This window comes from Halodurantibacterium flavum (genome assembly GCF_042681825.1).
Lineage (GTDB): Bacteria > Pseudomonadota > Alphaproteobacteria > Rhodobacterales > Rhodobacteraceae > Halodurantibacterium > Halodurantibacterium flavum.
The window spans coordinates 39637-62898 of sequence record NZ_JBHUGH010000009.1 but is presented as its reverse complement, the minus strand read 5'-3'; the positions used below and the strand labels follow the sequence as shown (position 1 = coordinate 62898).

The 23262-nt window shown below is 68.3% G+C and carries 24 protein-coding genes; 14 read left to right on the top strand and 10 right to left on the bottom strand.

Translation table 11 applies throughout. From position 1 onward, the window contains the following. The first annotated feature begins 19 nt into the window (after positions 1 to 19). From ACFSGJ_RS10940 to uvrC, 3 genes are all read left to right on the top strand, one after another. Positions 20 to 952, top strand: coding sequence for a calcium/sodium antiporter (locus ACFSGJ_RS10940; RefSeq protein WP_390261467.1), 933 nt, complete (start codon positions 20 to 22; stop codon positions 950 to 952). Positions 953 to 963: 11 nt separating this feature from the next. After that, positions 964 to 1746 (top strand): SDR family oxidoreductase, encoded by a 783-nt coding sequence (locus tag ACFSGJ_RS10935; RefSeq protein WP_390261465.1) that lies wholly within the window; start codon positions 964 to 966, stop codon positions 1744 to 1746. Positions 1747 to 2070: 324 nt separating this feature from the next. Further along, the gene (gene uvrC / locus ACFSGJ_RS10930) at positions 2071 to 3978 is read left to right on the top strand and encodes an excinuclease ABC subunit UvrC (RefSeq protein WP_390261463.1); all 1908 of its coding nucleotides are present in this window, start codon (positions 2071 to 2073) and stop codon (positions 3976 to 3978) included. Positions 3979 to 4016: 38 nt separating this feature from the next. On the opposite strand, the gene ACFSGJ_RS10925 is transcribed toward uvrC, so the two are convergent. The 4 genes from ACFSGJ_RS10925 to ACFSGJ_RS10910 form a co-directional block, all read right to left on the bottom strand. Next, positions 4017 to 4622, bottom strand: a complete 606-nt coding sequence (locus ACFSGJ_RS10925) for a hypothetical protein (protein ID WP_390261462.1) — start codon at positions 4620 to 4622, stop codon at positions 4017 to 4019. 11 nt (positions 4623 to 4633) lie between these two features. Then, a complete protein-coding gene (locus tag ACFSGJ_RS10920) occupies positions 4634 to 4768 on the bottom strand; it encodes an aa3-type cytochrome c oxidase subunit IV (protein WP_390261460.1) in 135 nt (44 codons plus the stop codon). Positions 4769 to 4864: 96 nt separating this feature from the next. Next, entirely contained in the window at positions 4865 to 5959 is a 1095-nt protein-coding gene (locus ACFSGJ_RS10915) for an MBL fold metallo-hydrolase (protein WP_390261458.1), read from the bottom strand. Between the two features lie 11 nt (positions 5960 to 5970). Beyond that, positions 5971 to 7683, bottom strand: coding sequence for an acyl-CoA dehydrogenase (locus tag ACFSGJ_RS10910; protein ID WP_390261456.1), 1713 nt, complete (start codon positions 7681 to 7683; stop codon positions 5971 to 5973). Between the two features lie 133 nt (positions 7684 to 7816). On the opposite strand from ACFSGJ_RS10910, the gene ACFSGJ_RS10905 reads away from it, so the two are divergent. The 4 genes from ACFSGJ_RS10905 to ACFSGJ_RS10890 are packed head-to-tail and all read left to right on the top strand — an operon-like array spanning position 7817 to position 10201. Continuing rightward, positions 7817 to 8833 (top strand): L-threonylcarbamoyladenylate synthase, encoded by a 1017-nt coding sequence (locus ACFSGJ_RS10905; protein ID WP_390261455.1) that lies wholly within the window; start codon positions 7817 to 7819, stop codon positions 8831 to 8833. A gap of 9 nt (positions 8834 to 8842) precedes the next feature. After that, the gene (gene pgsA / locus ACFSGJ_RS10900; protein WP_390261453.1) at positions 8843 to 9511 is read left to right on the top strand and encodes a CDP-diacylglycerol--glycerol-3-phosphate 3-phosphatidyltransferase; all 669 of its coding nucleotides are present in this window, start codon (positions 8843 to 8845) and stop codon (positions 9509 to 9511) included. Then, entirely contained in the window at positions 9508 to 9759 is a 252-nt protein-coding gene (gene moaD / locus ACFSGJ_RS10895; RefSeq protein WP_390261451.1) for a molybdopterin converting factor subunit 1, read from the top strand. Before pgsA ends, moaD begins: the two co-directional genes overlap by 4 nt. Before the next feature lies 1 nt (position 9760). Beyond that, a complete protein-coding gene (locus ACFSGJ_RS10890; protein ID WP_390261449.1) occupies positions 9761 to 10201 on the top strand; it encodes a molybdenum cofactor biosynthesis protein MoaE in 441 nt (146 codons plus the stop codon). 3 nt (positions 10202 to 10204) lie between these two features. Here ACFSGJ_RS10890 and ACFSGJ_RS10885 read toward each other — a convergent pair whose 3' ends face one another. From ACFSGJ_RS10885 to ubiA, 3 genes are all read right to left on the bottom strand, one after another. Then, the gene (locus ACFSGJ_RS10885) at positions 10205 to 10522 is read right to left on the bottom strand and encodes an MreC domain-containing protein (protein WP_390261447.1); all 318 of its coding nucleotides are present in this window, start codon (positions 10520 to 10522) and stop codon (positions 10205 to 10207) included. Positions 10523 to 10631: 109 nt separating this feature from the next. Continuing rightward, entirely contained in the window at positions 10632 to 12557 is a 1926-nt protein-coding gene (locus ACFSGJ_RS10880) for an OmpA family protein (protein ID WP_390261445.1), read from the bottom strand. Positions 12558 to 12643: 86 nt separating this feature from the next. Further along, positions 12644 to 13687: a 4-hydroxybenzoate octaprenyltransferase gene (ubiA, locus tag ACFSGJ_RS10875; protein ID WP_390261443.1), complete on the bottom strand. Its 1044-nt coding sequence runs from the start codon at positions 13685 to 13687 to the stop codon at positions 12644 to 12646. A gap of 12 nt (positions 13688 to 13699) precedes the next feature. Here ubiA and ACFSGJ_RS10870 point away from each other — a divergent pair, with 12 nt between their 5' ends. The 4 genes from ACFSGJ_RS10870 to ACFSGJ_RS10855 are packed head-to-tail and all read left to right on the top strand — an operon-like array spanning position 13700 to position 17245. Continuing rightward, complete coding sequence (locus tag ACFSGJ_RS10870; protein WP_390262376.1) at positions 13700 to 14425, top strand: 16S rRNA (uracil(1498)-N(3))-methyltransferase; 726 nt, start codon at positions 13700 to 13702, stop codon at positions 14423 to 14425. Then, entirely contained in the window at positions 14425 to 15288 is an 864-nt protein-coding gene (locus ACFSGJ_RS10865) for a GNAT family N-acetyltransferase (RefSeq protein ID WP_390261442.1), read from the top strand. The genes ACFSGJ_RS10870 and ACFSGJ_RS10865 overlap by 1 nt, the downstream gene beginning before the upstream one ends. Then, entirely contained in the window at positions 15285 to 15851 is a 567-nt protein-coding gene (locus ACFSGJ_RS10860; RefSeq protein ID WP_390261441.1) for a hypothetical protein, read from the top strand. The genes ACFSGJ_RS10865 and ACFSGJ_RS10860 overlap by 4 nt, the downstream gene beginning before the upstream one ends. Positions 15852 to 15874: 23 nt before the next feature. Then, entirely contained in the window at positions 15875 to 17245 is a 1371-nt protein-coding gene (locus tag ACFSGJ_RS10855; RefSeq protein ID WP_390261439.1) for a glutamate--cysteine ligase, read from the top strand. Positions 17246 to 17288: 43 nt separating this feature from the next. On the opposite strand, the gene plsY is transcribed toward ACFSGJ_RS10855, so the two are convergent. From plsY to ACFSGJ_RS10840, 3 genes are read right to left on the bottom strand one after another with little or no spacing between them, the layout of a single operon-like run. Continuing rightward, positions 17289 to 17945 carry a glycerol-3-phosphate 1-O-acyltransferase PlsY gene (gene plsY / locus ACFSGJ_RS10850; protein ID WP_390261437.1) on the bottom strand — a complete coding sequence of 219 codons (657 nt, stop codon included), beginning with the start codon at positions 17943 to 17945 and terminating at the stop codon, positions 17289 to 17291. Next, complete coding sequence (gene pyrC / locus ACFSGJ_RS10845; RefSeq protein ID WP_390261435.1) at positions 17942 to 19219, bottom strand: dihydroorotase; 1278 nt, start codon at positions 19217 to 19219, stop codon at positions 17942 to 17944. The genes plsY and pyrC overlap by 4 nt, the downstream gene beginning before the upstream one ends. 10 nt (positions 19220 to 19229) lie before the next feature. Then, complete coding sequence (locus ACFSGJ_RS10840) at positions 19230 to 20189, bottom strand: aspartate carbamoyltransferase catalytic subunit (protein WP_390261433.1); 960 nt, start codon at positions 20187 to 20189, stop codon at positions 19230 to 19232. A gap of 98 nt (positions 20190 to 20287) precedes the next feature. Between ACFSGJ_RS10840 and ACFSGJ_RS10835 the strand changes: the two genes are divergently transcribed. From ACFSGJ_RS10835 to ACFSGJ_RS10825, 3 genes are all read left to right on the top strand, one after another. Continuing rightward, complete coding sequence (locus tag ACFSGJ_RS10835; RefSeq protein ID WP_390261431.1) at positions 20288 to 21091, top strand: uracil-DNA glycosylase; 804 nt, start codon at positions 20288 to 20290, stop codon at positions 21089 to 21091. After that, on the top strand, positions 21088 to 21630 hold the full coding sequence (gene moaB, locus ACFSGJ_RS10830) for a molybdenum cofactor biosynthesis protein B (protein ID WP_390261429.1): 543 nt from the start codon (positions 21088 to 21090) through the stop codon (positions 21628 to 21630). Before ACFSGJ_RS10835 ends, moaB begins: the two co-directional genes overlap by 4 nt. Before the next feature lie 111 nt (positions 21631 to 21741). Further along, positions 21742 to 23262: an efflux RND transporter periplasmic adaptor subunit gene (locus ACFSGJ_RS10825; protein WP_390261428.1), complete on the top strand. Its 1521-nt coding sequence runs from the start codon at positions 21742 to 21744 to the stop codon at positions 23260 to 23262.

Below are 23262 nucleotides of genomic sequence, written 5' to 3'. Positions count from 1 at the left end.
TTGAGGGAAGGACGCGGGATTGCTTTATGATCTTCTCTTCGTCGCGGCGGGGCTGGTGCTCCTGGTGATGGCGGGCGACGCGCTGGTCAAGGGCGCGGTGAACCTTGCGCTGCGGCTTGGCTTCACGCCGCTGGTCGTGGGCCTGACGGTGGTGGCCTTCGGCACCTCGGCGCCGGAACTCCTTGTCTCGGTCAAGGCGGTGCTGACGGGGGCGCCGGGCATCGCGATCGGGAATGTGGTCGGCTCCAACACCGCGAACATCCTGCTGGTGCTGGGGGTACCCGCCCTGATCGCCACCATTCACACGGCGGGCAGCGATACGCGGCGCAGCTATCTGTCGATGCTGGCGGCCTCGGTCCTCTTTATCGTGCTGTGCCTTCTGGGGCCGGTCACCTGGTGGCACGGGCTGATCCTGCTGGCGGGCCTGACGCTCATGCTGATCGACGCCTATCGCAACGGGCGCGAGGAGGAGGCCGAGGGCGAACTGGAAGGCGTGGACCCGGGCATGGGGCGCGGACGGATCGCGATCTACCTTGTGGCGGGGCTGATCGGGCTGCCCCTGGGTGCGGACCTTCTGGTGCGCGGCGCATCGAGCATCGCCCGCGACATGGGCGTCAGCGAAACGGTCATCGGCCTGACGCTGGTGGCGGTGGGCACCTCGCTTCCGGAACTGGCGACGACGCTGATCGCCGCCTTGCGGCGCGAGGCCGATGTGGCGCTTGGCAACATCATCGGGTCGAACATGTTCAACCTGCTGGGCATCATCGGCGTGGCCGGTCTGGTCGGCACGATCCCGATCGACCCGGAGATCCTGCGCTTCGACCTCTGGATCATGCTGGCGGCCTCGGTCCTGCTGGCGCCCTTCGTGTTCCGGGGCTGGACGGTCAGCCGCCCCTGGGGCGCGGGGCTGACGGCGCTATATGCGGGCTACGTTGCGATATTGCTGATCTGAAGGGGCGCGTGATGACCGGACGGGCACTGGTGACGGGGGCAGGGCAGCGGCTGGGCCAAGCGATGGCGATCTATCTGGCGGGGCGGGGTCTTGACGTCGCGGTGCATTATGCCGGTTCCGCCGACGGGGCCGAGGCGACGGCGCGGGCGGTGCGGGACGCAGGGTGCAAGGCGGCGGTCCTGCAGGCCGATCTGTTGCAGGAGCAGGAGGCGCAGGCCCTGCTGCCCCGCGCGGCAAAGGCGCTTGGCGGGCCGCTGACGGTGCTGGTCAACAACGCCTCGATCTTCGAATACGACAACTTTCGCACGGCCACGCGCGAAAGCTGGGACCGCCATATGGAATCGAACCTGCGGGCGCCCTTCGTGCTGACGCAGGCCTTTGCGGCGCAGGCGCCCGATCCGCTGACCGATGCGCGGGGGGAACCGGTGGCGCAGGGGCTGATCGTCAACATGGTCGATCAGCGGGTGTTGAAACTGACCCCGGAATTCGCGAGCTACACGATCGCCAAGATGGGGCTCTGGGCGCTCACGCAGACGGCGGCGCGCGCGCTGGCGCCCCGGGTGCGGGTGAACGCCATCGGGCCGGGGCCGACGCTGCAGGGCGCCCAGCAGAAGGAAGAGCAGTTCCGCCGCCAGCGCGCGGGCACGGTGCTGCAGCGCGGATCAAACCCCGAGGATATCACGGCGGCGCTGGGGTATTTCCTCGACGCACCGGGGGTCACGGGGCAGCTGATCTGCACCGATGGCGGGCAGCATCTGGCCTGGCAGACGCCGGATATCGTCGGTCCCGGGTGACTGCGGATCGCGGGCATTTGCGCTAAGTTGCACAGTCCGGCGGCCTTGACTTGTACACCTGAGGGTCGGCTGTCAGCGAATCTTCACGAATCTGTTAAGAAATTCAGATGCCTGCACGAGCCCACAAATTTTTCCGTTGGAAAACATGGCCTTAAGAAGAAGCTTATTTTTTGTGCAAGCCAATGAAATGCCCCTGAAACAAGGCATTTTGCGCGATCCCGGCGGGTTTCCCGCAGGTTTATCCACAGAAACCGTGGACATGTTTTTGCTTGCGACATGCCGGATAAGGTTGCAGCCGTCGGGCAGAATCACGACATTCGGCCCATGACGTCCGACACCCCCCTTCCGCCCCCCGACACGGCCGAAACGCCGGTGCCCGACGCCGCGCCGCTGACCGGCTACCGGCTGATCCAGTCCTGCCTGAAATCGCTGGATGCGAGCCCCGGGGTCTACCGGATGCTCGATGCCGAGGCGCGGGTGCTTTACGTCGGCAAGGCGCGCAACCTGCGGGCGCGGGTGTCGAACTATGCGCGCCCCTCGGGGCATTCGGGGCGGATCGCGCGGATGATCTCGGAAACCGCGCAGATGATGTTCCTGACCACGCGGACGGAAACCGAGGCGCTGCTGCTGGAACAGAACCTCATCAAGCAGCTCAAGCCGCGCTACAATGTGCTTTTGCGCGACGACAAGAGCTTTCCGAACATTCTTGTGTCGCGGGCGCATCGCTATCCGCAGATCAAGAAACACCGCGGCAAGCGGAGCGAGAAGGGGAGCTATTTCGGCCCCTTTGCCAGCGCGGGCGCGGTGAACCGGACCCTGAACCAGTTGCAGCGCGTGTTCCTGCTGCGCAACTGCACCGATGCCACCTTTGAAAGCCGGACGCGTCCCTGCCTGCTCTATCAGATCAAGCGCTGCTCGGCGCCCTGCGTGGGCTATGTGAGCGAGGAGGAATACGGCGCGCTGGTCGCCGATGCCGAACGGTTCCTGCAGGGGCGTAGCACCACGATTCAGGCCAATCTGGCCCGGGAAATGGCCGAGGCGTCCGAGGCGATGGAGTTCGAGCGCGCCGCCGCCCTGCGCGACCGGATCAAGGCGCTGACGGCGGTGCAGCAGGTGCAGGGGATCAACCCGCGCGGGGTGTCCGAGGCGGATGTCGTGGCGCTGCACATGGAGGGCGGGCAGGCCTGTGTTCAGGTCTTCTTCATCCGGGCGAACCAGAGCTGGGGCAACCGCGACTACTATCCCCGGACCGGGGCGGGCGCGGATGAGGCCGAGATACTGGAGGCGTTTCTGGCGCAGTTCTACGACGACAAGCCGCCGCCGCGCCTGATCCTTCTGTCGCATCCGGTGCAGAACGACGATCTGGTGGCCGAGCTGCTGGCCGAACGGGCCGGGCGCAAGGTGGAACTGGCCGTTCCGCAGCGGGGCGAAAAGGCGGAACTGGTCGAAAACGCCCTGCGGAACGCGCGCGAAAGCCTGGCGCGCAAGATGTCCGAAAGCGCCAGTCAGGCGCGGCTGCTCGAAGGTCTGGCCGAGGCGTTCGATCTGCCCGTGCCGCCGCGCCGGATCGAGGTCTATGACAACAGCCATATCCAGGGAACGAATGCGGTCGGCGGAATGATCGTCGCGGGCCCCGAGGGGCTGATGAAAAGCCAGTATCGCAAGTTCAACATCCGGGGCGACAGCCTGACCCCCGGCGACGATTTCGGCATGATGAAAGAGGTGCTGACCCGCCGGTTCGAGCGGCTGCTCAAGGAAGACCCGGACAGGGAGGGCGAGGCCTGGCCCGACCTTCTGCTGATCGACGGCGGGGCGGGGCAGGTTTCGGCGGTGGCGCAGATCATGGCGGATCTGGGGGTGGACGACATCCCGATGGTGGGCGTCGCCAAGGGCATCGACCGGGATGCGGGCAAGGAGGAGTTCCACCGCCCCGGCCGCCAGCCCTTTGCGCTGCGCCATAACGACCCGGTGCTCTACTTCGTCCAGCGGCTGCGGGATGAGGCGCATCGGTTCGCCATCGGCACCCATCGTGCCAAGCGCGCCAAGGCCGTCAGCGCGACGCCCCTGGATGAGGTGCCGGGGGTGGGCGCCACGCGCAAGCGCGCGCTCCTGGCGCATTTCGGCAGCGCCAAGGCGGTGTCGCGCGCGGGGCTTCAGGATCTCAAGGCGGTCGAGGGGATATCGGAGGCGATGGCGCAGACGATCTACGACTTTTTCCATCCGCAGGGGTAGGGGGCAAAGGCACCCCCGCCCCGCACAGGCGCCCGGGTCTAGCCGCGCAGATGCGCCCCCAGCGCGATTTCATGCGGCTGCCATTCGTCATCGTCGCGCCGCGTGGTCGTCACGCCCGGCATCGCGTCAAGCTGGCGCGAGAGGCTGACGGGGAACCATGTGGGGCTGACCGCCCCGAACCCCGGCAGGGCGGCAAGGATCTGGCTGGTCGCGCGGGTGCAGTTCGATTCCGGCACCGCGCCCCGCGCCTCGGCCAGTCGCATGGCCTGACGCGCGACCTCGGGCGGGACCTCGATCCGCTGGATGATGACGTGATGCGTGGGCCTTGCGTGGTGATCCTCATAGAGGTTCACGAGCGCCGGCGTCATCCCGTAATGCATGTCATGCCGCTGGGGCGCGAGATCGTTGTACCAGCTTCCCGCCGGGTCAAAGAGCGCCTGATGATCGGCATTGATCAGAAGGGCGGTATGCCCGCCCTGACCGGAAGAATTGCTTACGACCGTGTAGACCGTCAGCGAGGATGGCGCCGGGCTGGAATGGAGCGCGCGCGCCACCTCGGCGTCAGGGGCCCATTTGTCGCTATTCACGCCGGAACAGGCCGCGATGACCAGCGGCAGCATGAGCGCGAACAGAAACCGGAGCATCGGCGACAGGATCAGGCGTTGGCCAGCGCGAGGAAGATCAGGATGCCGATCACCAGGACGACGCCCCATCTGGTGAAGCGCAGGAAGCCATCAAAGGTCTTTTCCTGTTCCCTGATATCCATGCTTCCGTGCTTGTGTTCGGCCATGAACGGTCTCCTTCGTGTCTGTCGCGAGATGGATAGCCGATCCGCCGGGCGCTGTCACGGCCAGACAGGCGCCGGACCGACGGTTTTCCTGCGACATCAACGCGCCATCTGCACATCGGTTCGCTGCCAGAGCCAGACGCCGTCCTCGGTCCGGCGCGTCACCTGCCCGAGCCGCAGGAGGTGATTGAGATGGGCGACCGCCTCGGCCATCGCGAAGCCGTATTCGCCCTCGCCCACGCCGCGCTTGAAGAGCGGGGCGAAACACTCCGTGGCGCGGCGCGGCTGGTCGAGGAAATCCAGCAGCCGCGCAAGCGCGCCCTCATGGTTCTCGATCAACTGGCGCAGGCGCAGGGGCAGGCCGGTATAGGGCAGCTTGTGCCCCGGCAGGACCAGTTGATCGGTGCGCGCATGGGCCTGAAACCGCCTGCAGCTTGCCAGCCAGTCCGCCACCGGGTCGGCATCGGGTTCGGTCGCGTGGACGCCGAGATTGGGCGAGATCGAGGGCAGGAGCTGATCGCCCCCGATCACCAGCGGGCAGTCCCGCGACCAGAGCGTGACATGATCCGGCGCGTGACCGTCGCCCAGCCTGATGTCCCAGTCGCGCCCGGCCATGGCGACGGTCCCGCCTTCGCGTAGCCCACCTTCGCGCAGCCCCCCTTCGCGCAGATCGTGGAACCCGAGCGGCAGCGGGCTGACCATATCGGCAAAGTTCACCGGGCGACTGGCGGCGCGACGTGCCAGGATCGCCGCATCCATGCCGGCCGCCCGCCAGAAGGCCAGCATCTCGGCCGAGGGCCTTTCCTGCACGTCGAGGGTCAGCATCCGCGCATAGAGCCAGGCCGTGCGCGAGGTCCAGAGCGTCGCACCCCGCGACTGGAACCAGCCCGCAAGACCGATATGGTCGGGATGGTGATGCGTGACGATCAGGCGCCCGACCGGCTTGCCCGCAAGGGGGCCATCCAGCAGCACCTGCCACAGCTCGCGGCTGCGCGGGTTGTCAAAGCCCGTGTCGACGATCGTCCAGTGATCGCCGTCGTCCAGCGCATAGACGTTCACATGGTCGAGCCGCATCGGCAGCGGCAGCCGCATCCAGAGCACCCCGGGCGCGACCTCGGTTGCCTCACCCTCGGCCGGGGGATCGGGCCAGGGGTAATGCAGCGTCTCGACGGATTCCGGAAGGGTGCCGTCCATCAAGGCGCCCCTCACGGCGCCAGATCCGCCGCCGTCATCGCATAAAGCTCGGCCGCGCCTTCGCGCATATGCACCAGCAGGGGCGCGTATTCCGGCAAGAGCCGCTTGATGTAGAACCGCGCGAGGGTGGATCGCGGCCCCGTCCCGCCCTCGGCCCGGGCGGCGCGCAGATGGGCGTCGGCGCCCAGCACGCGGGCAAAGGCGCGAAGGTAAGGCACGGCCCCGGCGAAGCGGTCGTTCATCTCGCGGGTCAGCATCATCTCGGTCGCCTCGCGCAGGGTTTCGGCGGCGGCCCAGGTCGCGCCGGCCATGTTCGGGAAATTCGCGCGGGCGCCTTCGGCGTTCTTCTCGATTTCCTCCAGCAGGCGGAAGGCGGCCTCGCCCCCGTCCATCATCTTGCGGCCGACCAGGTCCATCGCCTGAATGCCGTTCGTGCCTTCGTAGATCGCGGTGACGCGCACGTCGCGCAGGAACTGCGCCGCGCCCGTTTCCTCGATATAGCCCATGCCGCCATGGACCTGGATGCCGGCCTCTGCGACCTCGACCCCGGTATCGGTGCCAAAGGCCTTGGCGATGGGCGTGAGCAACCCCGCCCGCGCCGCCCAGTCCTCATCGCCCGTCGCGCGCGCCATGTCGATCGCCACGGCGCAGGACAGGCCGATGGCGCGGGCGGCAAAGGTGTCGGCCTTCATCGCCATCAGCATCCGCCGCACATCCGCGTGATCGGCGATGGCGTCGGTGTCCCCCGCGATCACGCGCCCCTGCCGCCGGTCGCGGGCATAGGCGAGCGCGTGCTGAAACGCGGCCTCGGCCACGCCCACGCCCTGCATCCCCACGCCCAGACGCGCATTGTTCATCATCGTGAACATCGCGGCCATGCCGCCATGCGGCGCACCCACCAGCCAGCCGGTCGCGCCGTCATAGTCCATCACCGCGGTCGGGCTGCCATGCAGGCCCAGCTTGTGTTCCAGGCTGACGACGCGCAGGCTGTTGCGTTTGCCGGGATTTCCATCGGCATCGGGGATGAACTTGGGCACCATGAACAGGCTGATCCCCTTGGTGCCGGGGGCGCCGTCGGGCAGGCGCGCAAGCACCAGATGGCAGACATTGGCGGTAAAGTCGTTGTCGCCCCAGGTGATGTAGATCTTCTGGCCGGTGATCGCATAGGTGCCGTCGCCATTCGGTTCGGCCCGGGTGCGCAGCGCGCCCACATCGCTGCCGGCCTGCGGCTCGGTCAGGTTCATCGTGCCGCACCATTCGCCGGTGACAAGCCTGGGCAGGTAGAGCGCCTGCATCTCGGGGCTGCCGTGATGGTCCAGTGCCTCGATCTGCCCCTGCGTCATCAGCGGGTTGAGCTGGAGCGACAGGCAGGCCCCCGCCATCATCTCGTTCACGGCGGTGGCAACCGTCATCGGCAGGCCCATGCCGCCGACGCCCTCCGGGGCGGCGATGCCGATCCAGCCGCCCTCGGCAATCGCGCGATAGGCCTCGGCATAGCCGGGGGGTGTGCGCACCACATCGCCGTCAAGCCGCGCGGGATGCAGATCGCCTGGCCGCTGCAAGGGCGCGAGCACCTCTTCGGCAAGCCGGGCGGCTTCGGTCAGGACGGCGTCGGTCACATCGGCCCCGGCCTCGGCAAAGCGGTCGGTCGCGCGGACCCTGTCGAGGCCGATCACATGCTCGAACAGAAAGCGGAAATCGGCAAGCGGGGCGCGGTATGGCATGGCATCCTCATGTCTGCGAACAGCGCCGATCGCCCCGATGGCTTGGCATCGGGCATCGCCGCGCGTATGTGATGCATTAATGCGCAGGATTGCCGGCAGGCAAACCCCCCAAATAAGGAAACGTGGCGTCAGAATGGAAGGCCTCGGAACCCAGTTGCTGCCGCCAGAGGGCGAGGGTCTGCATCGGGCGGTGCAGATCCTGCGGGCCGGCGGCCTTGTCGCCTTTCCGACCGAGACGGTCTATGGCCTTGGCGCCGATGCCCGCGACGATGAGGCGGTGGCGGGGATCTTTCGCGCCAAGGGGCGGCCCTCGTACAACCCGCTGATCGTTCATCTGGCGGATGCGGCAGGTGTCGCGCGCTATGCGCGGATGTCGCCGGTCGCGGAACGGCTGGCCGCGGCCTTCTGGCCCGGGCCGCTGACGCTGGTGCTGCCGCTCGCGCGCGCGGCGCTGTCGCCGCTGGTCACCGCGGGGCTGGGCACGGTGGGGGTGCGGGTGCCGGCCCATCCGGTGGCGCAGGCGCTTCTGGCGGAATTCGGCGGGCCGCTTGCGGCGCCTTCGGCGAACCCCTCGGGGCGGGTCAGCCCGACCCGCGCCGCGCATGTGACAGAGGGGCTGGGTGGCCGGATCGACGCGGTGCTGGATGGGGGCGACTGCGACGTGGGTGTCGAAAGCACCATCGTCGACCTGAGCGGCCCCGTGCCGCGCCTCCTGCGGCAGGGCGGCATCCCGCAAGAGGCGCTGGAAGCCTGTCTTGGCCATCCGCTTGAGACCGGCAGCGACACGGCCCCCGCACGTCCCAATGCGCCCGGGCAGCTCTCGTCGCATTACGCCCCCCGCGCGACCCTGCGCCTGAACGCCCGCGCGCCTGAGGGGGATGAGGTCTGGATCGGCTTCGGGCCGGGCTGCAAGGATGCAGCCTTCAACCTGTCGCCCCGGGGCGACCTGCATCAGGCGGCGGCGCGGCTTTTCCACACGCTCCGGCTTGCCGATGCCGAGGGGCGGCCCATCGCCGTTGCGCCGATCCCGGAAACCGGGCTGGGCCGGGCGATCAACGACCGGCTGCGCCGGGCTGCCGCGCCCCGTCCGGGTGGTGGTGACCAGGGCGAGGCCGGAAACCCCTTTGCTCGTCCCGGCGATCTGCCTTAAGGAAACCGGATGAACTGGACCCTGCCCAATATCCTGACCGTGCTGCGGCTGCTCGCCGCGCCGGGGCTTGCCGTGATGTTCCTCTATTTCTCGCGCCCGCTGGCGGACTGGTTCGCGCTGGTCCTGTTTCTGGGCGCGGCGATCACCGATTTCATCGACGGCTATCTGGCGCGGGCCTGGAAGCAGGAAACCAAGCTGGGCGCGATGCTCGACCCGATCGCCGACAAGGCGATGGTGGTCATCGCCCTGCTGGTGATCGTGTCGCAATCGGGGCTGAGCCCATGGCTGATGCTGCCGGCGACGGTGATCCTGTTCCGCGAGATCTTCGTCTCGGGCCTGCGGGAATTCCTCGGCGCCAAGGCGGGGCTGCTCAAGGTCACGCGAATGGCCAAGTGGAAGACCACCGCCCAGATGGTGGCCATTGCGGTGCTCTTTTCGACCGGGATATTCGAACATTACTTCGTGGCGGCTGTGCGGGGGCTGGAAGGCCCCGCCATCGACGCGATCCTTGCCGGCGAGGCGGCGGTGGGTCAGGGCATCCGCCTGCGCTACAATCTCATGACCATGAGCCAGATCGCCGGGATCGCGCTGTTGGCGGTGGCGGCGCTTTTGACGCTGATCACCGGCTGGGACTATTTCCGCAAGGCGCTGCCCTATCTCAAGGATGACCCGAGATGAGCCTTCAGATCCTCTATTTCGCCTGGGTGCGCGAACGGGTCGGTGCGGCGCGGGAAACCGTGACGACCGAGGCGCCGACCGTGGCCGCGCTGGTCGCCGAGCTGGTGGCGCGCGATGACCGTTATGCCGCGGCCTTTGCCGATACCGCCGCGCTGCGCGTGGCGCTGGATCAGGAGCTTGCGGATTTCTCGGCCCCGCTGGACGGCGTGCGCGAGGTGGCGTTCTTTCCGCCGATGACGGGGGGCTGAGATGGCCGTTCGTGTTCAGGCTGAGCCCTTCGACATCGGGGCCGAGACGGGGGCCTTTGCCACGGGGCGCACGGATGCGGGCGCCGTCGTAACCTTTACCGGCGTCGTCCGCGACACCAGGGGCGGCCTGCAGCGGATGGAAATCGAGCATTACCCGGGCATGACCGAGCGGGCGATCGCGGCGATCGCGGCCGAGGCCATCGCCCGCTGGAACCTGATCGATTGTCTGGTGATCCATCGCTACGGCCCCTTGCCTCCGGGCGAGCCGATCATGATGGTCGCGACCGCCGCCGCCCACCGGGCCGAGGCCTTTGCCGCCGCCGAGTTCCTGATGGACTATCTCAAATCCCGCGCGCCCTTCTGGAAGAAGGAAGTGACGGCGACGGGCGAGGATTGGGTCGCGGCCCGCGACGAGGATGAGGCCGCGCTGCGCCGCTGGTGAGGCTTACCCTTCCGACAGGCGGTCCCGCAGGCGTTCGACCTCTTGCCGGGCCTCGCGCAACCCTTCCATCGCGGCGCGCAGTTCCGCCTCGGTCTGGCTGAGCTGCCGGGTCAGTTCCGCCTCGCGCTGCTGCAGATAGGTGATCGCCTCGTCGCGGGCCTCTTCCGCATCGTGCAGCGCGCGCGCCATCCCGTCGAGTTCGTTCAGGTCGGATGCGCTGACGCGGGTGAACCTGTGCAGCAGCCAATAGGCAAACCATCCCGCCGCGAAGGCGATGAAGAGGATGACCGCCACGGCGGCGATGAATTCGGTGCGGTTCATGTATGGTCCCCTGTCGCGACAGCGGGGCAGACCTTATCCGGCGCCCCGCGCGCGTGCAAACCGCATTCCTGATCCGCCGGGCCCGAGGCGGTGGCGCGTTTCGCCACGTTCAGTCCGTTTCGGGGCGGGTGCGGGGGCGGGGCGTATCCTCGCCGGCCTCTTGCGCCGTCACGACGATATCGGCCTCATCCACCGGCACATCCTCGGCCACATCCTCGGCCGGGGGGGCGATGAGCGTGAACTCGATCCGGCGATTGGCCTCGCGCCCCTCTTCGGTGCCATTGTCGGCAATGGGTTCGGCCGGGCCATAGCCGCGCGCCGTCAGGTTCCCGACCGGGATGCGGCGCGCCATCAGCGCCTGAAGCACCGCCTGCGCCCGTTGCTGCGAAAGCCGGAGGTTCATTTCCTCGCGGCCCTGACTGTCGGTATGGCCGCCGATCTCCATTTCCACGTCCAGACATTCGCGCATCACATCCGCGATATTGTCGAGCGTCGCCCGCGCCCCCGGTTCGATATTGGCGCTGCCCGGTGCAAAGCTGATCTTGCGTTCCGCCAAATGGGCGTTGATGCGCGCCACACATTCCTCGGGCGTGGGCAGGGCCGCCACGGGATCGAGGCTTTCGTCATAGGTCACGTCGATCCGGTAGTTCTGCCCCTGTCCCAGCTTTTCGGACAGGATGCGGGCCACCGCGTCGCGGCCTTCCTGACTGCCGGTGATGCCGCGGATCTCGACCGTTTCGGGGCGTACCGTCACCTGCCCGGAATGAAGCTCGCCCAATGCCTCCAGCGCGCCGAGCACCCGGATGGGCCAGCCATTGGGCAGGTCGGGGTCAAAGCGGGTCGCGGTATAGACGGCCTCGCCGCCAAAGCGCGCCTTGGCATAGTTGTCGACCGCGTCGCGCATCCGTTCGTCGGCGACCCGGCCGCGCAGTTGCACGCGCCCCTCTTCGTTCAGGACAGCGGTGAATTCGGCAGGCCCCTGGGGTGCTGCGTTTTCGACAGGGCGTTCCGGCAGAACGGCGCGAAGCGAAAAGACCTCGGGCAGGGCGGTCTGCAATTCCCCCACCACCCGGTCGAAATCGGCCTGTTCGACCGTATCCTCGGCAATCAGCGACACATCGGTGTCGGAAAAGCTGACGGTCGCGGCGCCAAGCTCGCGGGTGGCGGCGATGGCCAGCGCCACCGCCTCGGCCCAGTTCGGCGAGGGGACCCCTAGGCCCACGGTGCAGGGCGGGCGCCCCTCGACCCCCGCCATCGCGGCGGCAGAGAGGATGCGCGCGCGCGCGCGGTCGCTGTCGGCGGAACAGGTGTCGAACCGCGCGCCGGCCTCATCCACCACGAAACGCAGGGTGAAGGGCGCGATCACCGGGCGCGGGGCCGAGATGTTGAGCGCGACGCGCACCCCTTCGGGCGCCATGCCGTTCAACTGGGTTTCCAGCGCCCGCCGCCCCTCGGGGCTGTCGGCCGAGGCGGTGACCGCCACGCGATCGGGGCTGACCGAGATCTTGGACCGGGGCAGGAGTTGCAGCGCCTCCAGCCCGAACATCACGGCGGCGTCCCAGGTGGCGGGCACCGGATAGTCGGCGGTTTCCAGCATGTCGATCACATGCGCGCCGGGGGCCGCGCGTTCGATCGCGGTGGCGATGGCGGTTTCATCCTCGGTCAGGGGCGCAAGGCCGATCAGCTGGATGCCGTCGTCATTGCGCAGGATCTCGAGCTGAAAGCGCGGCGGCTCGATCACGGCGGCCTCGGCGACCGTCATCAGGTCCACCAGTCGGGAACTGTCCACCACCTCGCCGCTGGCGGCGAGGGCGCGGAACCGCGTCGCCTCGGACTCTGCCTGTCCGGTCAGCGTGACCTGCAACCCGTCGGTCGCGACCTCGACCCAGTCATGGCCCTCGATCCGGAGCGCGTGCCGCACGGCCTCTTCCGAGCGGTCCTCGATCACCGTGACCGCCCAGAGTGCGCCGGCAAAGCAGAGCCCCGCCGCGCCGGTAAAAGCCGCGACTGCGATAAGGCCCTGTTTGTGGCGCATGGTGATCTTCCCTCATTCCTTCGCGGCACATCTTGCGGCCGTGACCCTTCGCGGCACACCTAACGGCTGTGGCACAAAAGGATCAATCAAAGGAAAAGTGATGTGGCAAGAAACAGCGCAAAAATGAGCCCCGCATCGCGATTCGCCCGAAAGAGCCGGAGGCAGCACTCCCCGTCCCCAGTGTCCAGCGCGCGCCATTGCCAGCCGAGATGGAGGCCAAAGCACGCGACGCCCAGGAGCGCCACCACCTGACGCCCGCCCGCCGGCAGGGCCAGGAGGACTGCCGCCGCCATCAAGAGGACGCCAAGCGCCCCGAAGCCCGCAAGCCAGGAATGGGTCCGGTCGCCAAAGAGCCGCGCGGTGGATTTGACGCCGATCAGGGCGTCATCCTCCTTGTCCTGATGGGCGTAGATCGTGTCGTAGAAGAGCGTCCAGGCGATCCCGGCGAGGTAAAGCAACACCGCGGGCGCCCCGAGGCTGCCGGTATGGGCGACCCAGGCGAGCAGCGCGCCCCAGTTGAAGGCGAGGCCAAGAAAGACCTGCGGCCACCAGGTGAACCGCTTGGCAAAGGGATAGATCGCCACCAGCATCAGCGAGCCGATCCCCATCGCGATGGCCGGCAGGTTGAAGGTCAGAAGGATCAGGAAGGCCAGAAGCGCCTGTGCGATCATCCAGGCGGCAGCGCCCCGCACGCTTACCTGACCCGAGGGGATCGGACGCGACCGGGTGCGCGCGACCTGCGCGTCGAATTGGCGGTCGGTGATGTCGTTCCAGGTGCAGCCCGCCCCGCGCATGAGCCAGGCGCCCAGGCCACAGCCCAGCACGATCCAGATATCGAAGGGCCGTGGCCCCGTTGATGCGGCGGCCAGCCCGACCCCCCACCAGCAAGGCAGCAGCAAAAGCCAGGTTCCGATCGGGCGATCCGCGCGCGACAGCCGCAGATAGGGGCGGGTCCGCGCGGGTGCGAGGGTATCCACCCAGTTGCCGCGCACCGCATCGGCCACATGACCTTCCGGGCCTTGGCCGGCGGCCCTTGCTGCGGCCCCTGTGCCCGCATGTTCCCGGCCTGCGGCCTCTGCGCACCCTTGTTCCCGGCCTGCGGCCTCTGGCGTCGGGCGTGTGGGGGTCATATGCTCGGCTCCATGATGCAGGCAAAGATCAGGCTGTTTGTAGATCACCCCCTGTCCGCAGGGCAATCGGTTCCGCTGAGCCGGGATCAGGCACATTACCTTTTCGCGGTGATGCGCTTGGGGGCGGGGGCGCCGGTGGCGCTCTTCAACGGGCGCGATGGCGAATGGCTGGCCGAGGTCGCCGAGGCGGGCAAGCGTGGCGGCGTGCTGGTCTGCAGCGCGCAGACGCGGCCCCTGCAGCCGCCGCCGGACCTGTGGCTGATGTTCGCGCCGATCAAGAAGGCGCGGACGGATTTCATCGTGGAAAAGGCCACCGAACTCGGCGCGGCGCGCATCATTCCGGTGCAGACCGCCCATACCAATTCCGAACGCATCCGGCAGGACCGGTTGCAGGCCCATGCGGTCGAGGCGGCGGAACAATGCGGCGGAACATTCGTCCCCGAGGTCGCCGGTCTGCAACCGCTCGACCGGGTCCTGTCTGGCTGGGACAGTACAAGGCGCATCCTCTGGTGCGATGAGGCGCTGGCCGGGCCGCATCAGACGCTTTCGGACGCGGCGCAGGGGCCCTACGCCATCCTGATCGGCCCCGAGGGCGGGTTTTCCGAGGGCGAGCGCGCGCGGCTGGGGGGGCTCCCCTTCGTGACACCGGTGGCGCTCGGGCCGCGCATCCTGCGGGCGGATACGGCGGCGGTCGCCGCGCTGACCTTGTGGCAGGCGCATCTGGGGGACTGGCTGTGATGCGCGCGGCCGGGCCCGGGGATCAGGCAGACCTGCGGGACTACCTGCTGCGCCATGCCGAACGGACGATGTTCCTGCGCAGCAATCTGGGCCGCGCGCCCTTCTGGATCTGGGGAGAGCGGGAGATCCGCGGCGTCGCCGGCCTGTCGCCCGAAGGCTCGCCCCGGTTTCTCGTGGTGCATATGGAGGAACAGCCCGACTGGAACGCCTTGGGGCGCTGTCTGGCGGGGCAGGAAATCGCGGGCATCAACGGCCCCGAGGGGCAGGTGGCGCCCCTCTGCGACGGCCTCGGTCTGGGCGGGGCGCCGGTGGAACATGATGCGGTCGATCCGCTCTTTTCGCTCGATCTGGCCGATCTGGTCGTGCCCGCAGGTCCTACGAGCCTGCGCGCGGTGACCGATGCGGACCTGCCCCTGCTTTACGAATGGGGCGTGGCGTACATGGCCGAGGCGCTGGGGGCGCCGCCCGGCCCCGACGCGGAGGAAAGATCGCGCGGCCGGGTCTTGCGCGCGATGGCGGCCGGTCATCTGCGGCTGCTGTGCCTCGGGGCATGGCCGGTGGCGATGACCAATTTCAACGCGGCGCTGCCGGACATGGTGCAGGTGGGCGGCGTCTTTACCCCGCCCGACCTGCGGGGGCGCGGTCATGCAAGGCGCGCCGTCGCCCTGCATCTGCAAGAGGCACGGGGCAGGGGGGCGACCCGCGCCGTGCTCTTTGCCGCGAACCTCTCGGCCACCCGCGCCTATGAGGCGATCGGCTTTCGCCGGATCGGGGCCTATCACCTTCTGGTCTTCGGTCAGCCGCTTCCGGTCGTGGGGGCGCTTCCGGTGGCGGGGGCACAGCCGGTTCCGGGCGGGGCATGAGCTTTCTGCGCCCCGAGGTCGCTGCGGCCCTGCATCGCTGGCGCGAGGTGATCGCTGCCGGGGGCGCGGGGCTTGTGGCGCTCTGGTTCATCGCGCGTGGCGGGTGGCTCTTGCCCGGCATCGGCATCGTCCTTTTGCTGGCCGCCGCGGGCTTTGGCCTTGTCGCGCTGCGCCGCCTGCGCTTTGCCCGCCCGGTCGCAGCGCCGGGGGTGGTCGAGGTGCTGGAGGGCCAGATCGCCTATCTTGCGCCCGAGGGGGGCGGCTGGGTCGCGCTTTCGGAATTGGCGGAGCTGGGGCTTTCGGGCGGCGCGCATCCCCGATGGCACCTCAGGCAGCGCGACGGGCGACGGCTTGAGATCCCGGTGGCGGCGGCCGGGGCCGAGCGGCTTTTCGACGTCTTCACCGCGCTGCCGGGGCTGGAGGCGCGGAGGCTGCTCCGCGCCCTCGATCAGGCGCCCGATCAGGCACCGGATCAGTGGGGGCCGGGGCTGCACATCCTTTGGCTGAGAGAGGCCGGTCCGGCCTTGACACGGGCGGCGTCTGGCGACACGTCTTGCCGCTGAACGCGAACGATCGGAGCCAGATGATGTCCATACCACAATCCGGCGGCGGGCCGATCGAACGTTTTGAACAGCTTGCCGAATTCCTCGCCTCGGGCTGCAAGCCCAAGGAGATGTGGCGCATCGGAACCGAGCATGAAAAGTTCGGCTATGACCGTCGCACGCTGATGCCGCTGCCCTATGACGGGCCGTCCTCGATCCGGGCGATGCTGGAAGGGATGCGCGACCGCTTTGGCTGGACGCCCGTGTTCGAGCAGGACAAGATCATCGGCCTGACCAAGGACGGCGCGAATGTGAGCCTCGAACCCGGCGGGCAGCTGGAGCTTTCGGGCGCGCCGCTGGAGACGATCCACCAGACTTGCGACGAGGTGAACCAGCACCTGCGCGAGGTGCGCGAGGTCGCGGATACCATCGACGCGGGCTTCATCGGACTGGGCGCCGCGCCGATCTGGCGGCACGAGGACATGCCGATGATGCCCAAGGGGCGTTACCGGCTCATGACCGATTACATGGGCCGCGTCGGCACCCATGGCACGCAGATGATGTACCGGACCTGCACGGTTCAGGTGAACCTCGACTTCGGGTCGGAATCCGACATGGTGCAGAAGATGCGCGTGGCGCTGGCGCTGCAGCCGGTTGCGACGGCGCTCTTTGCCAATTCTCCGTTCTTCGAGGGAAAGGTGAACGGGCACAAAAGCTGGCGTTCCCGTATCTGGCGGGGGCTCGACGACGCGCGCACCGGGATGCTGCCCTTCGTGTTCGACGAAGGTTTCGGCTTTGACGCCTGGGTGAACTATGTGCTCGATGTGCCGATGTATTTCGTCTATCGCGACGGCCGGTATATCGACGCGCTGGGGCAGTCGTTCCGCGATTTCCTCAAGGGCGAACTGCCGGCGCTGCCGGGCGAAAAGCCGACCTTGTCGGACTGGGCGGACCATCTGACGACCGTTTTCCCCGAAGCGCGGATGAAGAAATACATCGAGATGCGCGGGGCCGACGGCGGGCCATGGCGCAGGCTTTGCGCGCTGCCCGCACTATGGGTCGGGCTGATGTATGACCAGTCGGCGCTGGACGCGGCCTGGGATCTGGCCAAGGGCTGGGACGCCGGAACCCGCGAGGCGCTGCGCGTCGCGGCAAGCGTCGACGGGTTGCAGGCTCGGGTGAACAGCATCTCGATGCATGACCTCGCGCGCGAGGTGGTGGCGATTGCCGATAGCGGGCTGAAGGCGCGGGCGCGCCCCGGGGCAGGCGGGCTTGTGCAGGACGAAACCCATTTCCTCGATGCGCTGAAGGAAACGGTCGAGACGGGGCGGACGCCGGCCGACGAGTTGCTCGAACGGTTCCATGGCGCGTGGCACGGCGATCTGACCCGGATCTACGCCGAATATTGCTACTGAGCCGCCACCGATAGCGTTGGGTCACGGATAAGGCAGGGGCGGGCTACCCCGCCTCGGTCTGGTTTTTCTCGGGCGTGTTTTTCTCGGCCGGGGGTTTGCGTCCGATCCGGGGTTCGGTCCCCGCGATCAGGCGCGTGATATTGGCGTGGTGGCGGACAAAGATCAGCACCGCCAGCATGACCCCCAGCGCGACCATCCGTTCCGCACCCAGAAGCCACATCCAGACCGGCGACAGCGCCGCCGCCATCAGTGCCGAGAGCGAGGAGATCCGCAGCACCAGCGCCACGGCCAGCCATGTGGCGCAGGCGGCAAGCCCGACCGGAAAGCTGAGCGCGAGCAGCGTGCCGAGGAAGGTCGCAACCCCCTTGCCGCCCCGGAACCCGAGGAAGACCGGGAAGATGTGACCGAGGAACGATGCCCCCGCCGCGACCTGCGCCGCATCCTCCCCCACCGCCAGGCGGGCAATCAGCACGGCAATGGCGCCCTTGCCCGCGTCGAGCAACAGCGTGAGGAAGGCGGCGAACCTGTTGCCCGTCCGCAGCACGTTCGTCGCCCCGATATTCCCCGACCCGATCTTGCGCAGGTCGCCAAGGCCAAAGGCGCGGGCGATGACGACGCCAAAGGGGATCGAGCCCAGAAGATAGGCGCCGACCGCCACCGCGAGCAGCAGGGGCAGCGGTGTGGTGAAAACCGGGATCATGCCGCGCCTCCGAAAACCTGACGTCCGCCGACAAAGGTCGCAAAGACGCGCCCCTGCATCCGCGCCCCGTCAAAGGGCGTGTTCTTGGATTTCGACTGCAATTTGAACCGGTCCAGCACGAAGGGCGCGTCCGGGTCGAAGAGCACGAGGTCGGCAGGCGCGCCCTCGGCCAGCCGCCCGCAATCGAGGCCGAGCCGCCGCGCCGGGTTCAGCGACATCGCGCGGAACAGTTGCGGCAGATCCATCGCCCCGGCGTGGTAAAGCCGCATCGCCGCCGGCAGCATGGTTTCCAGCGCGACGGCGCCTGCCGCGGCTTCCTCGAAGGGCAGGCGTTTCGACTCCTCGTCCTGCGGGGTGTGCATGGAACTGATGATGTCGATCAGCCCGCTGGCCAGCGCCTCGACCACCGCCACGCGATCCTCTTCGGAGCGGAGCGGCGGTGTCAGCTTGAAGAAGGTGCGGTAGTCGCCCACGTCGAATTCGTTCAGCGTCAGGTGATGGATGCTGACGCCTGCCGTCACATCGAGCCCGTTCCGCTTGGCCCGTTCCAGCGCGGGCAGGGTGCGGGCGCAGGTGATCTGGTCGGCGTGGTATTTCACGCCCGTCATCTCGACCAGCGCCATGTCGCGGTCGAATGCCATCCGTTCCGCCATGGGCGACACCCCCGGCAGCCCCCTCAGCGAGGCGAACTTGCCCGAGGTCGCAACCGCCCCTGCCGACAGGCCCGGGTCCTGCGGGTGGCCGATGATCAGCGCGCCAAGGCTGCGGGCATAGGTCATGCAGCGCGACAGCACCTTGGTGTCGCGCACCACGCGGTCGTAATCGGTGAAGGCCACCGCGCCCGCGTCGCGCAGGAAGCCGATCTCCACCATCTCGCGCCCCTCGCGGCCACGGGTCAGGGCGGCCATGTGGCGGATGCGGACCGGGCTCGCCTCGGCGGCGCGGCGGGTGACGAATTCCAGCGTTTCGGGGTTGTCGATGGCCGGGTGGGTGTCGGGGCGGGCGATGATGGTGGTCACGCCGCCTGCCGCCGCGGCCAGACCGGCCGAGCGGAAGCTTTCCTTGTGGCGTTCGCCCGGCTCGCCGATCCTGGCGCCGATGTCGACGATGCCGGGGGCAAGCGCCCGGCCGCGGCAATCGATCACCTGCGCATCGGCAGGGGCGCTGGCCGCGCCGATGGCGGCGATCATCCCGTCGTGCAGGATGACATTGCCCGTCCGTTCTTCGCCTGCTTCGGGGTCGATCAGGCGCGCGTTTTCAAGGAAGATGGTCATGGCTGTCCCCTCAATGCTCGCCAGCGGCCTCGGCCCCGCGGCGGGCCTTGAGGTTGCGCGCCAGAAGATCCATCGCGGCCATGCGGACGGCGACGCCCATTTCGACCTGTTCCTGGATCACCGACCGGTTGATGTCATCGGCCAGCGTGCCGTCGATTTCCACGCCGCGGTTCATCGGGCCCGGGTGCATGACGATGGCGTCTTCCTTGGCGAAGGCCAGTTTTTCCGCATCCAGCCCGTAGCGGTGGTAGTATTCCCGCTCGGACGGGATGAAGGCCCCGTCCATCCGTTCCTTCTGAAGGCGCAGCATCATCACCACATCCGCGCCTTCCAGCCCGGCCTTCATGTCGTCGTAAACCTCGCAGCCGAATTCAGCCACGCCGGCGGGCATCAGGGTCGGCGGGCCGATCAGGCGCACGCGGTTTTCCATCTTGCCCAAGAGGATCAGGTTCGACCGCGCCACCCGGCTGTGGGCGATGTCGCCACAGATCGCCACCGTCAGCCGGTGCAGCCGCCCTTTGGCCCGCCGGATCGTCAGCGCATCCAGAAGCGCCTGCGTCGGGTGTTCATGCTTGCCGTCGCCGGCGTTCAGCACGGCACAGTTCACCTTTTCGGCCAACTGGTTCACGGCGCCCGAATTCGGATGCCGCACCACCAGCAGGTCGGGATGCATGGCGTTCAGGGTCATCGCCGTGTCGATCAGGGTCTCGCCCTTCTTCACGCTCGACTGGGCCACCGACATGTTCATCACGTCGGCCCCGAGCCGCTTGCCCGCCAGCTCAAAGCTCGCCTGCGTGCGGGTGGAGTTCTCGAAGAACATGTTGATCTGGGTCATGCCCGCCAGTGCATCGGAATGTTTGATCGTGCGGCGGTTCAGGTCAACATAGGTATCGGCGAGGTCCAGCAGGGTCGTGATTTCGGACGGATGAAGCGGCTCGATCCCCAGCAGGTGTCGTGCGCGGAATGTCATGCGTCCCCCCTGATCGGTTGCGCCCCGCTTATAGAAAGACGCCCCCCGCATCACAAGCCTCGCTTTACCTTTGGCGCGGCCGGGCCTAGCTTTGCGCCATGACCATCGCGCTCGACTATCATACGGCCAAGGCGCTGCTCGACTGGCAGATCGAGCTTGGCGCGACCGAATCCATCGGCGACGCGCCTGTGGACCGCTACGCGCTCGCGGGGGTCGCGCCGCGCGCGGCCACGCCTGTCGCGGCGCAGGCTGTGTCCCCGGCGCCCGCCGCGCAGGACCCCGCCCATGATCGCGCCCATGACCCTGTGGCCGAGGCGCGGGCGCTTGCGGCGGATGTCCCGGATCTGGAGGGTCTGGCCCGCGTTCAGGCCGCGTTCGACCATTGCGAGCTGAAGCGCGGCGCGCGGAACTTTGTCTTTGCCGATGGCGATCCGCTGGCGCGCGTGATGATCATCGGCGAGGCCCCGGGGCGGGACGAGGATCTTCAGGCGCGGCCCTTCGTGGGCCGGGCGGGGCAGTTGCTGGACCGGATGCTGGCCGCGATCGGGCTCGCGCGGGCCGCACCCGATGCGGAACGCGCGGTCTATATCACCAATATCCTGCCCTGGCGCCCGCCCCAGAACCGGAAGCCCACGAAAGAGGAATGCGAGATGATGCTGCCCTTTGTGGCGCGGCATGTCGACCTCGCGGGCCCCGATCTGATCGTTCTGATGGGCAACACGCCCTGCGGCGCGATCCTGGGGCAAGAGGGTATCACCCGCATCCGCGGCAAGTGGACCGAGGCCTTTGGCCGCCCGGCGCTGCCCATGTTCCACCCGGCCTATCTGCTGCGCACCCCCGCCGCCAAGCGCGAGGCCTGGGCCGATCTTCTGTCCCTTCAGGCAAGGCTGCGCAAGACATGAGCCGCATCGACGAGAACCGTGACTTCATCCCCGTCCGCATCGCGGTCCTGACGGTTTCCGACACCCGCAGCCTGGCCGATGACCGGTCGGGCGACACGCTGGTGGACCGGCTGACGGGTGCGGGCCATCATCTGGCGGCGCGCGACATCGTCCAGGATGACCGCGAGAGCATCGCCGCCCGCCTGCGCGACTGGTGCGCCGCGCCGGATATCGACGTGATCCTGACCACCGGCGGCACCGGGCTTACGGGCCGCGACGTGACGGTCGAGGCGCATCGCGACGTTTATGAAAAAGAGATCGAGGCTTTCGGCACCGTCTTTACAATCGTCTCGATGCAGAAGATCGGTACGTCGGCGGTGCAGTCGCGGGCCTGCGGCGGGGTGGCGCAAGGCACCTATCTGTTCGCGCTGCCCGGAAGCCCCGGCGCCTGCCGCGATGCCTGGGACGAAATCCTGCAATGGCAGTTCGACTATCGCCACCGCCCCTGCAACTTTGTCGAGATTTTTCCGCGTCTGGACGAACATCAGCGACGGAAGTGACGCGCGCGACCGTGTGACGGGTTCGTGGCTTGGTTGCGGTGGCGGCCGGGTCTAGACTGTGGCCCGGTGCATCACTGCCCGCGCCGCCCCATCAAAGGTAGCCCTGCGCCCATGCGTTTTCTTCGCCGCAGCCTTGTCGGTCTGTTCCTCATGATGGCCACGCTGGGCCTTCTGGCGATGGCAGTCTGGACGATCGGCATGGGCGTGCAGGCCCGTATGGCTGCCCCCGACCGCCCGCGCCCCGTGCAGGAACGGGTCTATACCGTGAATGTGGTCAGGGCCGAGCCCGCGACGGTCGCCCCCCTTCTGACCGCGTTCGGAGAGGTGCGCAGCCGCCGGACGCTTGAACTGCGGGCAACGGTGGGCGGAAGGGTGCTGGAACTTTCCCCGGATTTCGAGGATGGCGCCACGGTCGCGGCAGGCGATCTGCTGGTGCGGATCGACCCGGCGGATGCGCAATCGGCGCTCGATCTCGCGCAGGCCGATCTGGACCGCGCCGGGGCCGTGCTGCGCGAGGCAGAAGCGGCGGTTCTTCTGGCGCGCGACGATCTGGCGGCGGCCGAGGCGCAGGCCCGGCTGCGGGTCACGGCGCTGGACCGGCAGCTGAACCTTCAGGCGCGCGGTGTCGGCACCGAGGCCGCGGTCGAGACGGCAGAGCTTGCCGTTTCCGCCGCCGATCAGGCCGTCCTGTCGCGCAGGCAGGCACTGGCGCAGTCCGAGGCACAGCTCGATCAGGCGCAGAACACGCTGGTCCGGCAGCGCATCACCGTGGCCGAGGCCGAACGGCGGCTGCGCGACACCGCGATCCACGCGGAATTCACGGGCGTCGTGGCGGACCCTTCGGTGATCGAGGGCGGGCTCGTGTCGCCCAACGAACGGCTGGCGGGCCTGATCGACACGACCGATCTGGAGGTCGCCTTCCGCATCTCGACCTCGCAATATGTGCGGCTGCTGGATGACGAGGGCCGGCTGATCCCGGCCGAGGTCACGGCGACGCTCGACGTCATGGGGGTGGAGATCGAGGCCGCCGGCAACCTGACCCGCGTCGGTGCAGCGGTGGAGGAGGGGCTGACCGGGCGGCTCGTCTATGCCCGGCTGGAGACCCCGCGCGGCTTTCGCCCCGGCGATTTCGTGACCGTGCGGGTGCGCGAGCCGCTGCTGGAGGATGTGATCGTCCTGCCCGCGACCGCGCTCGATTCCGCCGGGACGGTCCTTGCGCTCGACCCGGAGGACCGGCTGGAGGTGGTCCCTGTCACGCTCTTGCGGCGGCAGGGCGACGAGGTGATCGTGGATGCCGGGGCCGAGGCGCTGGCCGGGCGTGAGGTCGTGGCCCATCGTTCGCCGATGCTGGGGGGCGGCATCCGGGTCCGGGCCCTGCGCGGCGCTGTGGCCGAGGCGGGTCCGGAGGGGGGCGAAGAGGCCGCCCGCCCGGCGCGGGGCGCATCCCAGGCCGCCGAAACGCTGGAAGAGATGGTGGAACTCAGCCCCGACCGGCGCGCGCGTCTGATCGCGCTGGTCAGCGAGAACGGGCGCATCCCGGAAGAGGCCCGCGCCCGGATCATCGCCCAGCTTGAGGAAGATCTCGTGCCCTCGGGCATCATCGCCCGGATCGAGAACCGGGCGGGGGGTTGA

Bases quoted from the DNA above. Each gene is read 5' to 3' on its own strand.
- moaB (WP_390261429.1), top strand. From the start codon at position 21,088: ATGAGCCGCATCGACGAGAACCGTGACTTCATCCCCGTCCGCATCGCG.
- ACFSGJ_RS10935 (WP_390261465.1), top strand. From the start codon at position 964: ATGACCGGACGGGCACTGGTGACGGGGGCAGGGCAGCGGCTGGGCCAA.
- moaD (WP_390261451.1), top strand. From the start codon at position 9,508: ATGAGCCTTCAGATCCTCTATTTCGCCTGGGTGCGCGAACGGGTCGGT.
- ACFSGJ_RS10915 (WP_390261458.1), bottom strand. From the start codon at position 5,959: ATGGACGGCACCCTTCCGGAATCCGTCGAGACGCTGCATTACCCCTGG.
- ACFSGJ_RS10855 (WP_390261439.1), top strand. From the start codon at position 15,875: ATGTCCATACCACAATCCGGCGGCGGGCCGATCGAACGTTTTGAACAG.
- ACFSGJ_RS10920 (WP_390261460.1), bottom strand. From the start codon at position 4,768: ATGGCCGAACACAAGCACGGAAGCATGGATATCAGGGAACAGGAAAAG.
- ACFSGJ_RS10925 (WP_390261462.1), bottom strand. From the start codon at position 4,622: ATGCTCCGGTTTCTGTTCGCGCTCATGCTGCCGCTGGTCATCGCGGCC.
- ACFSGJ_RS10910 (WP_390261456.1), bottom strand. From the start codon at position 7,683: ATGCCATACCGCGCCCCGCTTGCCGATTTCCGCTTTCTGTTCGAGCAT.
- ACFSGJ_RS10905 (WP_390261455.1), top strand. From the start codon at position 7,817: ATGGAAGGCCTCGGAACCCAGTTGCTGCCGCCAGAGGGCGAGGGTCTG.
- uvrC (WP_390261463.1), top strand. From the start codon at position 2,071: ATGACGTCCGACACCCCCCTTCCGCCCCCCGACACGGCCGAAACGCCG.
- ubiA (WP_390261443.1), bottom strand. From the start codon at position 13,687: ATGACCCCCACACGCCCGACGCCAGAGGCCGCAGGCCGGGAACAAGGG.
- plsY (WP_390261437.1), bottom strand. From the start codon at position 17,945: ATGATCCCGGTTTTCACCACACCGCTGCCCCTGCTGCTCGCGGTGGCG.
- ACFSGJ_RS10880 (WP_390261445.1), bottom strand. From the start codon at position 12,557: ATGCGCCACAAACAGGGCCTTATCGCAGTCGCGGCTTTTACCGGCGCG.
- ACFSGJ_RS10870 (WP_390262376.1), top strand. From the start codon at position 13,700: ATGATGCAGGCAAAGATCAGGCTGTTTGTAGATCACCCCCTGTCCGCA.
- ACFSGJ_RS10825 (WP_390261428.1), top strand. From the start codon at position 21,742: ATGCGTTTTCTTCGCCGCAGCCTTGTCGGTCTGTTCCTCATGATGGCC.
- ACFSGJ_RS10890 (WP_390261449.1), top strand. From the start codon at position 9,761: ATGGCCGTTCGTGTTCAGGCTGAGCCCTTCGACATCGGGGCCGAGACG.
- ACFSGJ_RS10840 (WP_390261433.1), bottom strand. From the start codon at position 20,189: ATGACATTCCGCGCACGACACCTGCTGGGGATCGAGCCGCTTCATCCG.
- pgsA (WP_390261453.1), top strand. From the start codon at position 8,843: ATGAACTGGACCCTGCCCAATATCCTGACCGTGCTGCGGCTGCTCGCC.
- ACFSGJ_RS10835 (WP_390261431.1), top strand. From the start codon at position 20,288: ATGACCATCGCGCTCGACTATCATACGGCCAAGGCGCTGCTCGACTGG.
- pyrC (WP_390261435.1), bottom strand. From the start codon at position 19,219: ATGACCATCTTCCTTGAAAACGCGCGCCTGATCGACCCCGAAGCAGGC.
- ACFSGJ_RS10885 (WP_390261447.1), bottom strand. From the start codon at position 10,522: ATGAACCGCACCGAATTCATCGCCGCCGTGGCGGTCATCCTCTTCATC.
- ACFSGJ_RS10860 (WP_390261441.1), top strand. From the start codon at position 15,285: ATGAGCTTTCTGCGCCCCGAGGTCGCTGCGGCCCTGCATCGCTGGCGC.
- ACFSGJ_RS10865 (WP_390261442.1), top strand. From the start codon at position 14,425: ATGCGCGCGGCCGGGCCCGGGGATCAGGCAGACCTGCGGGACTACCTG.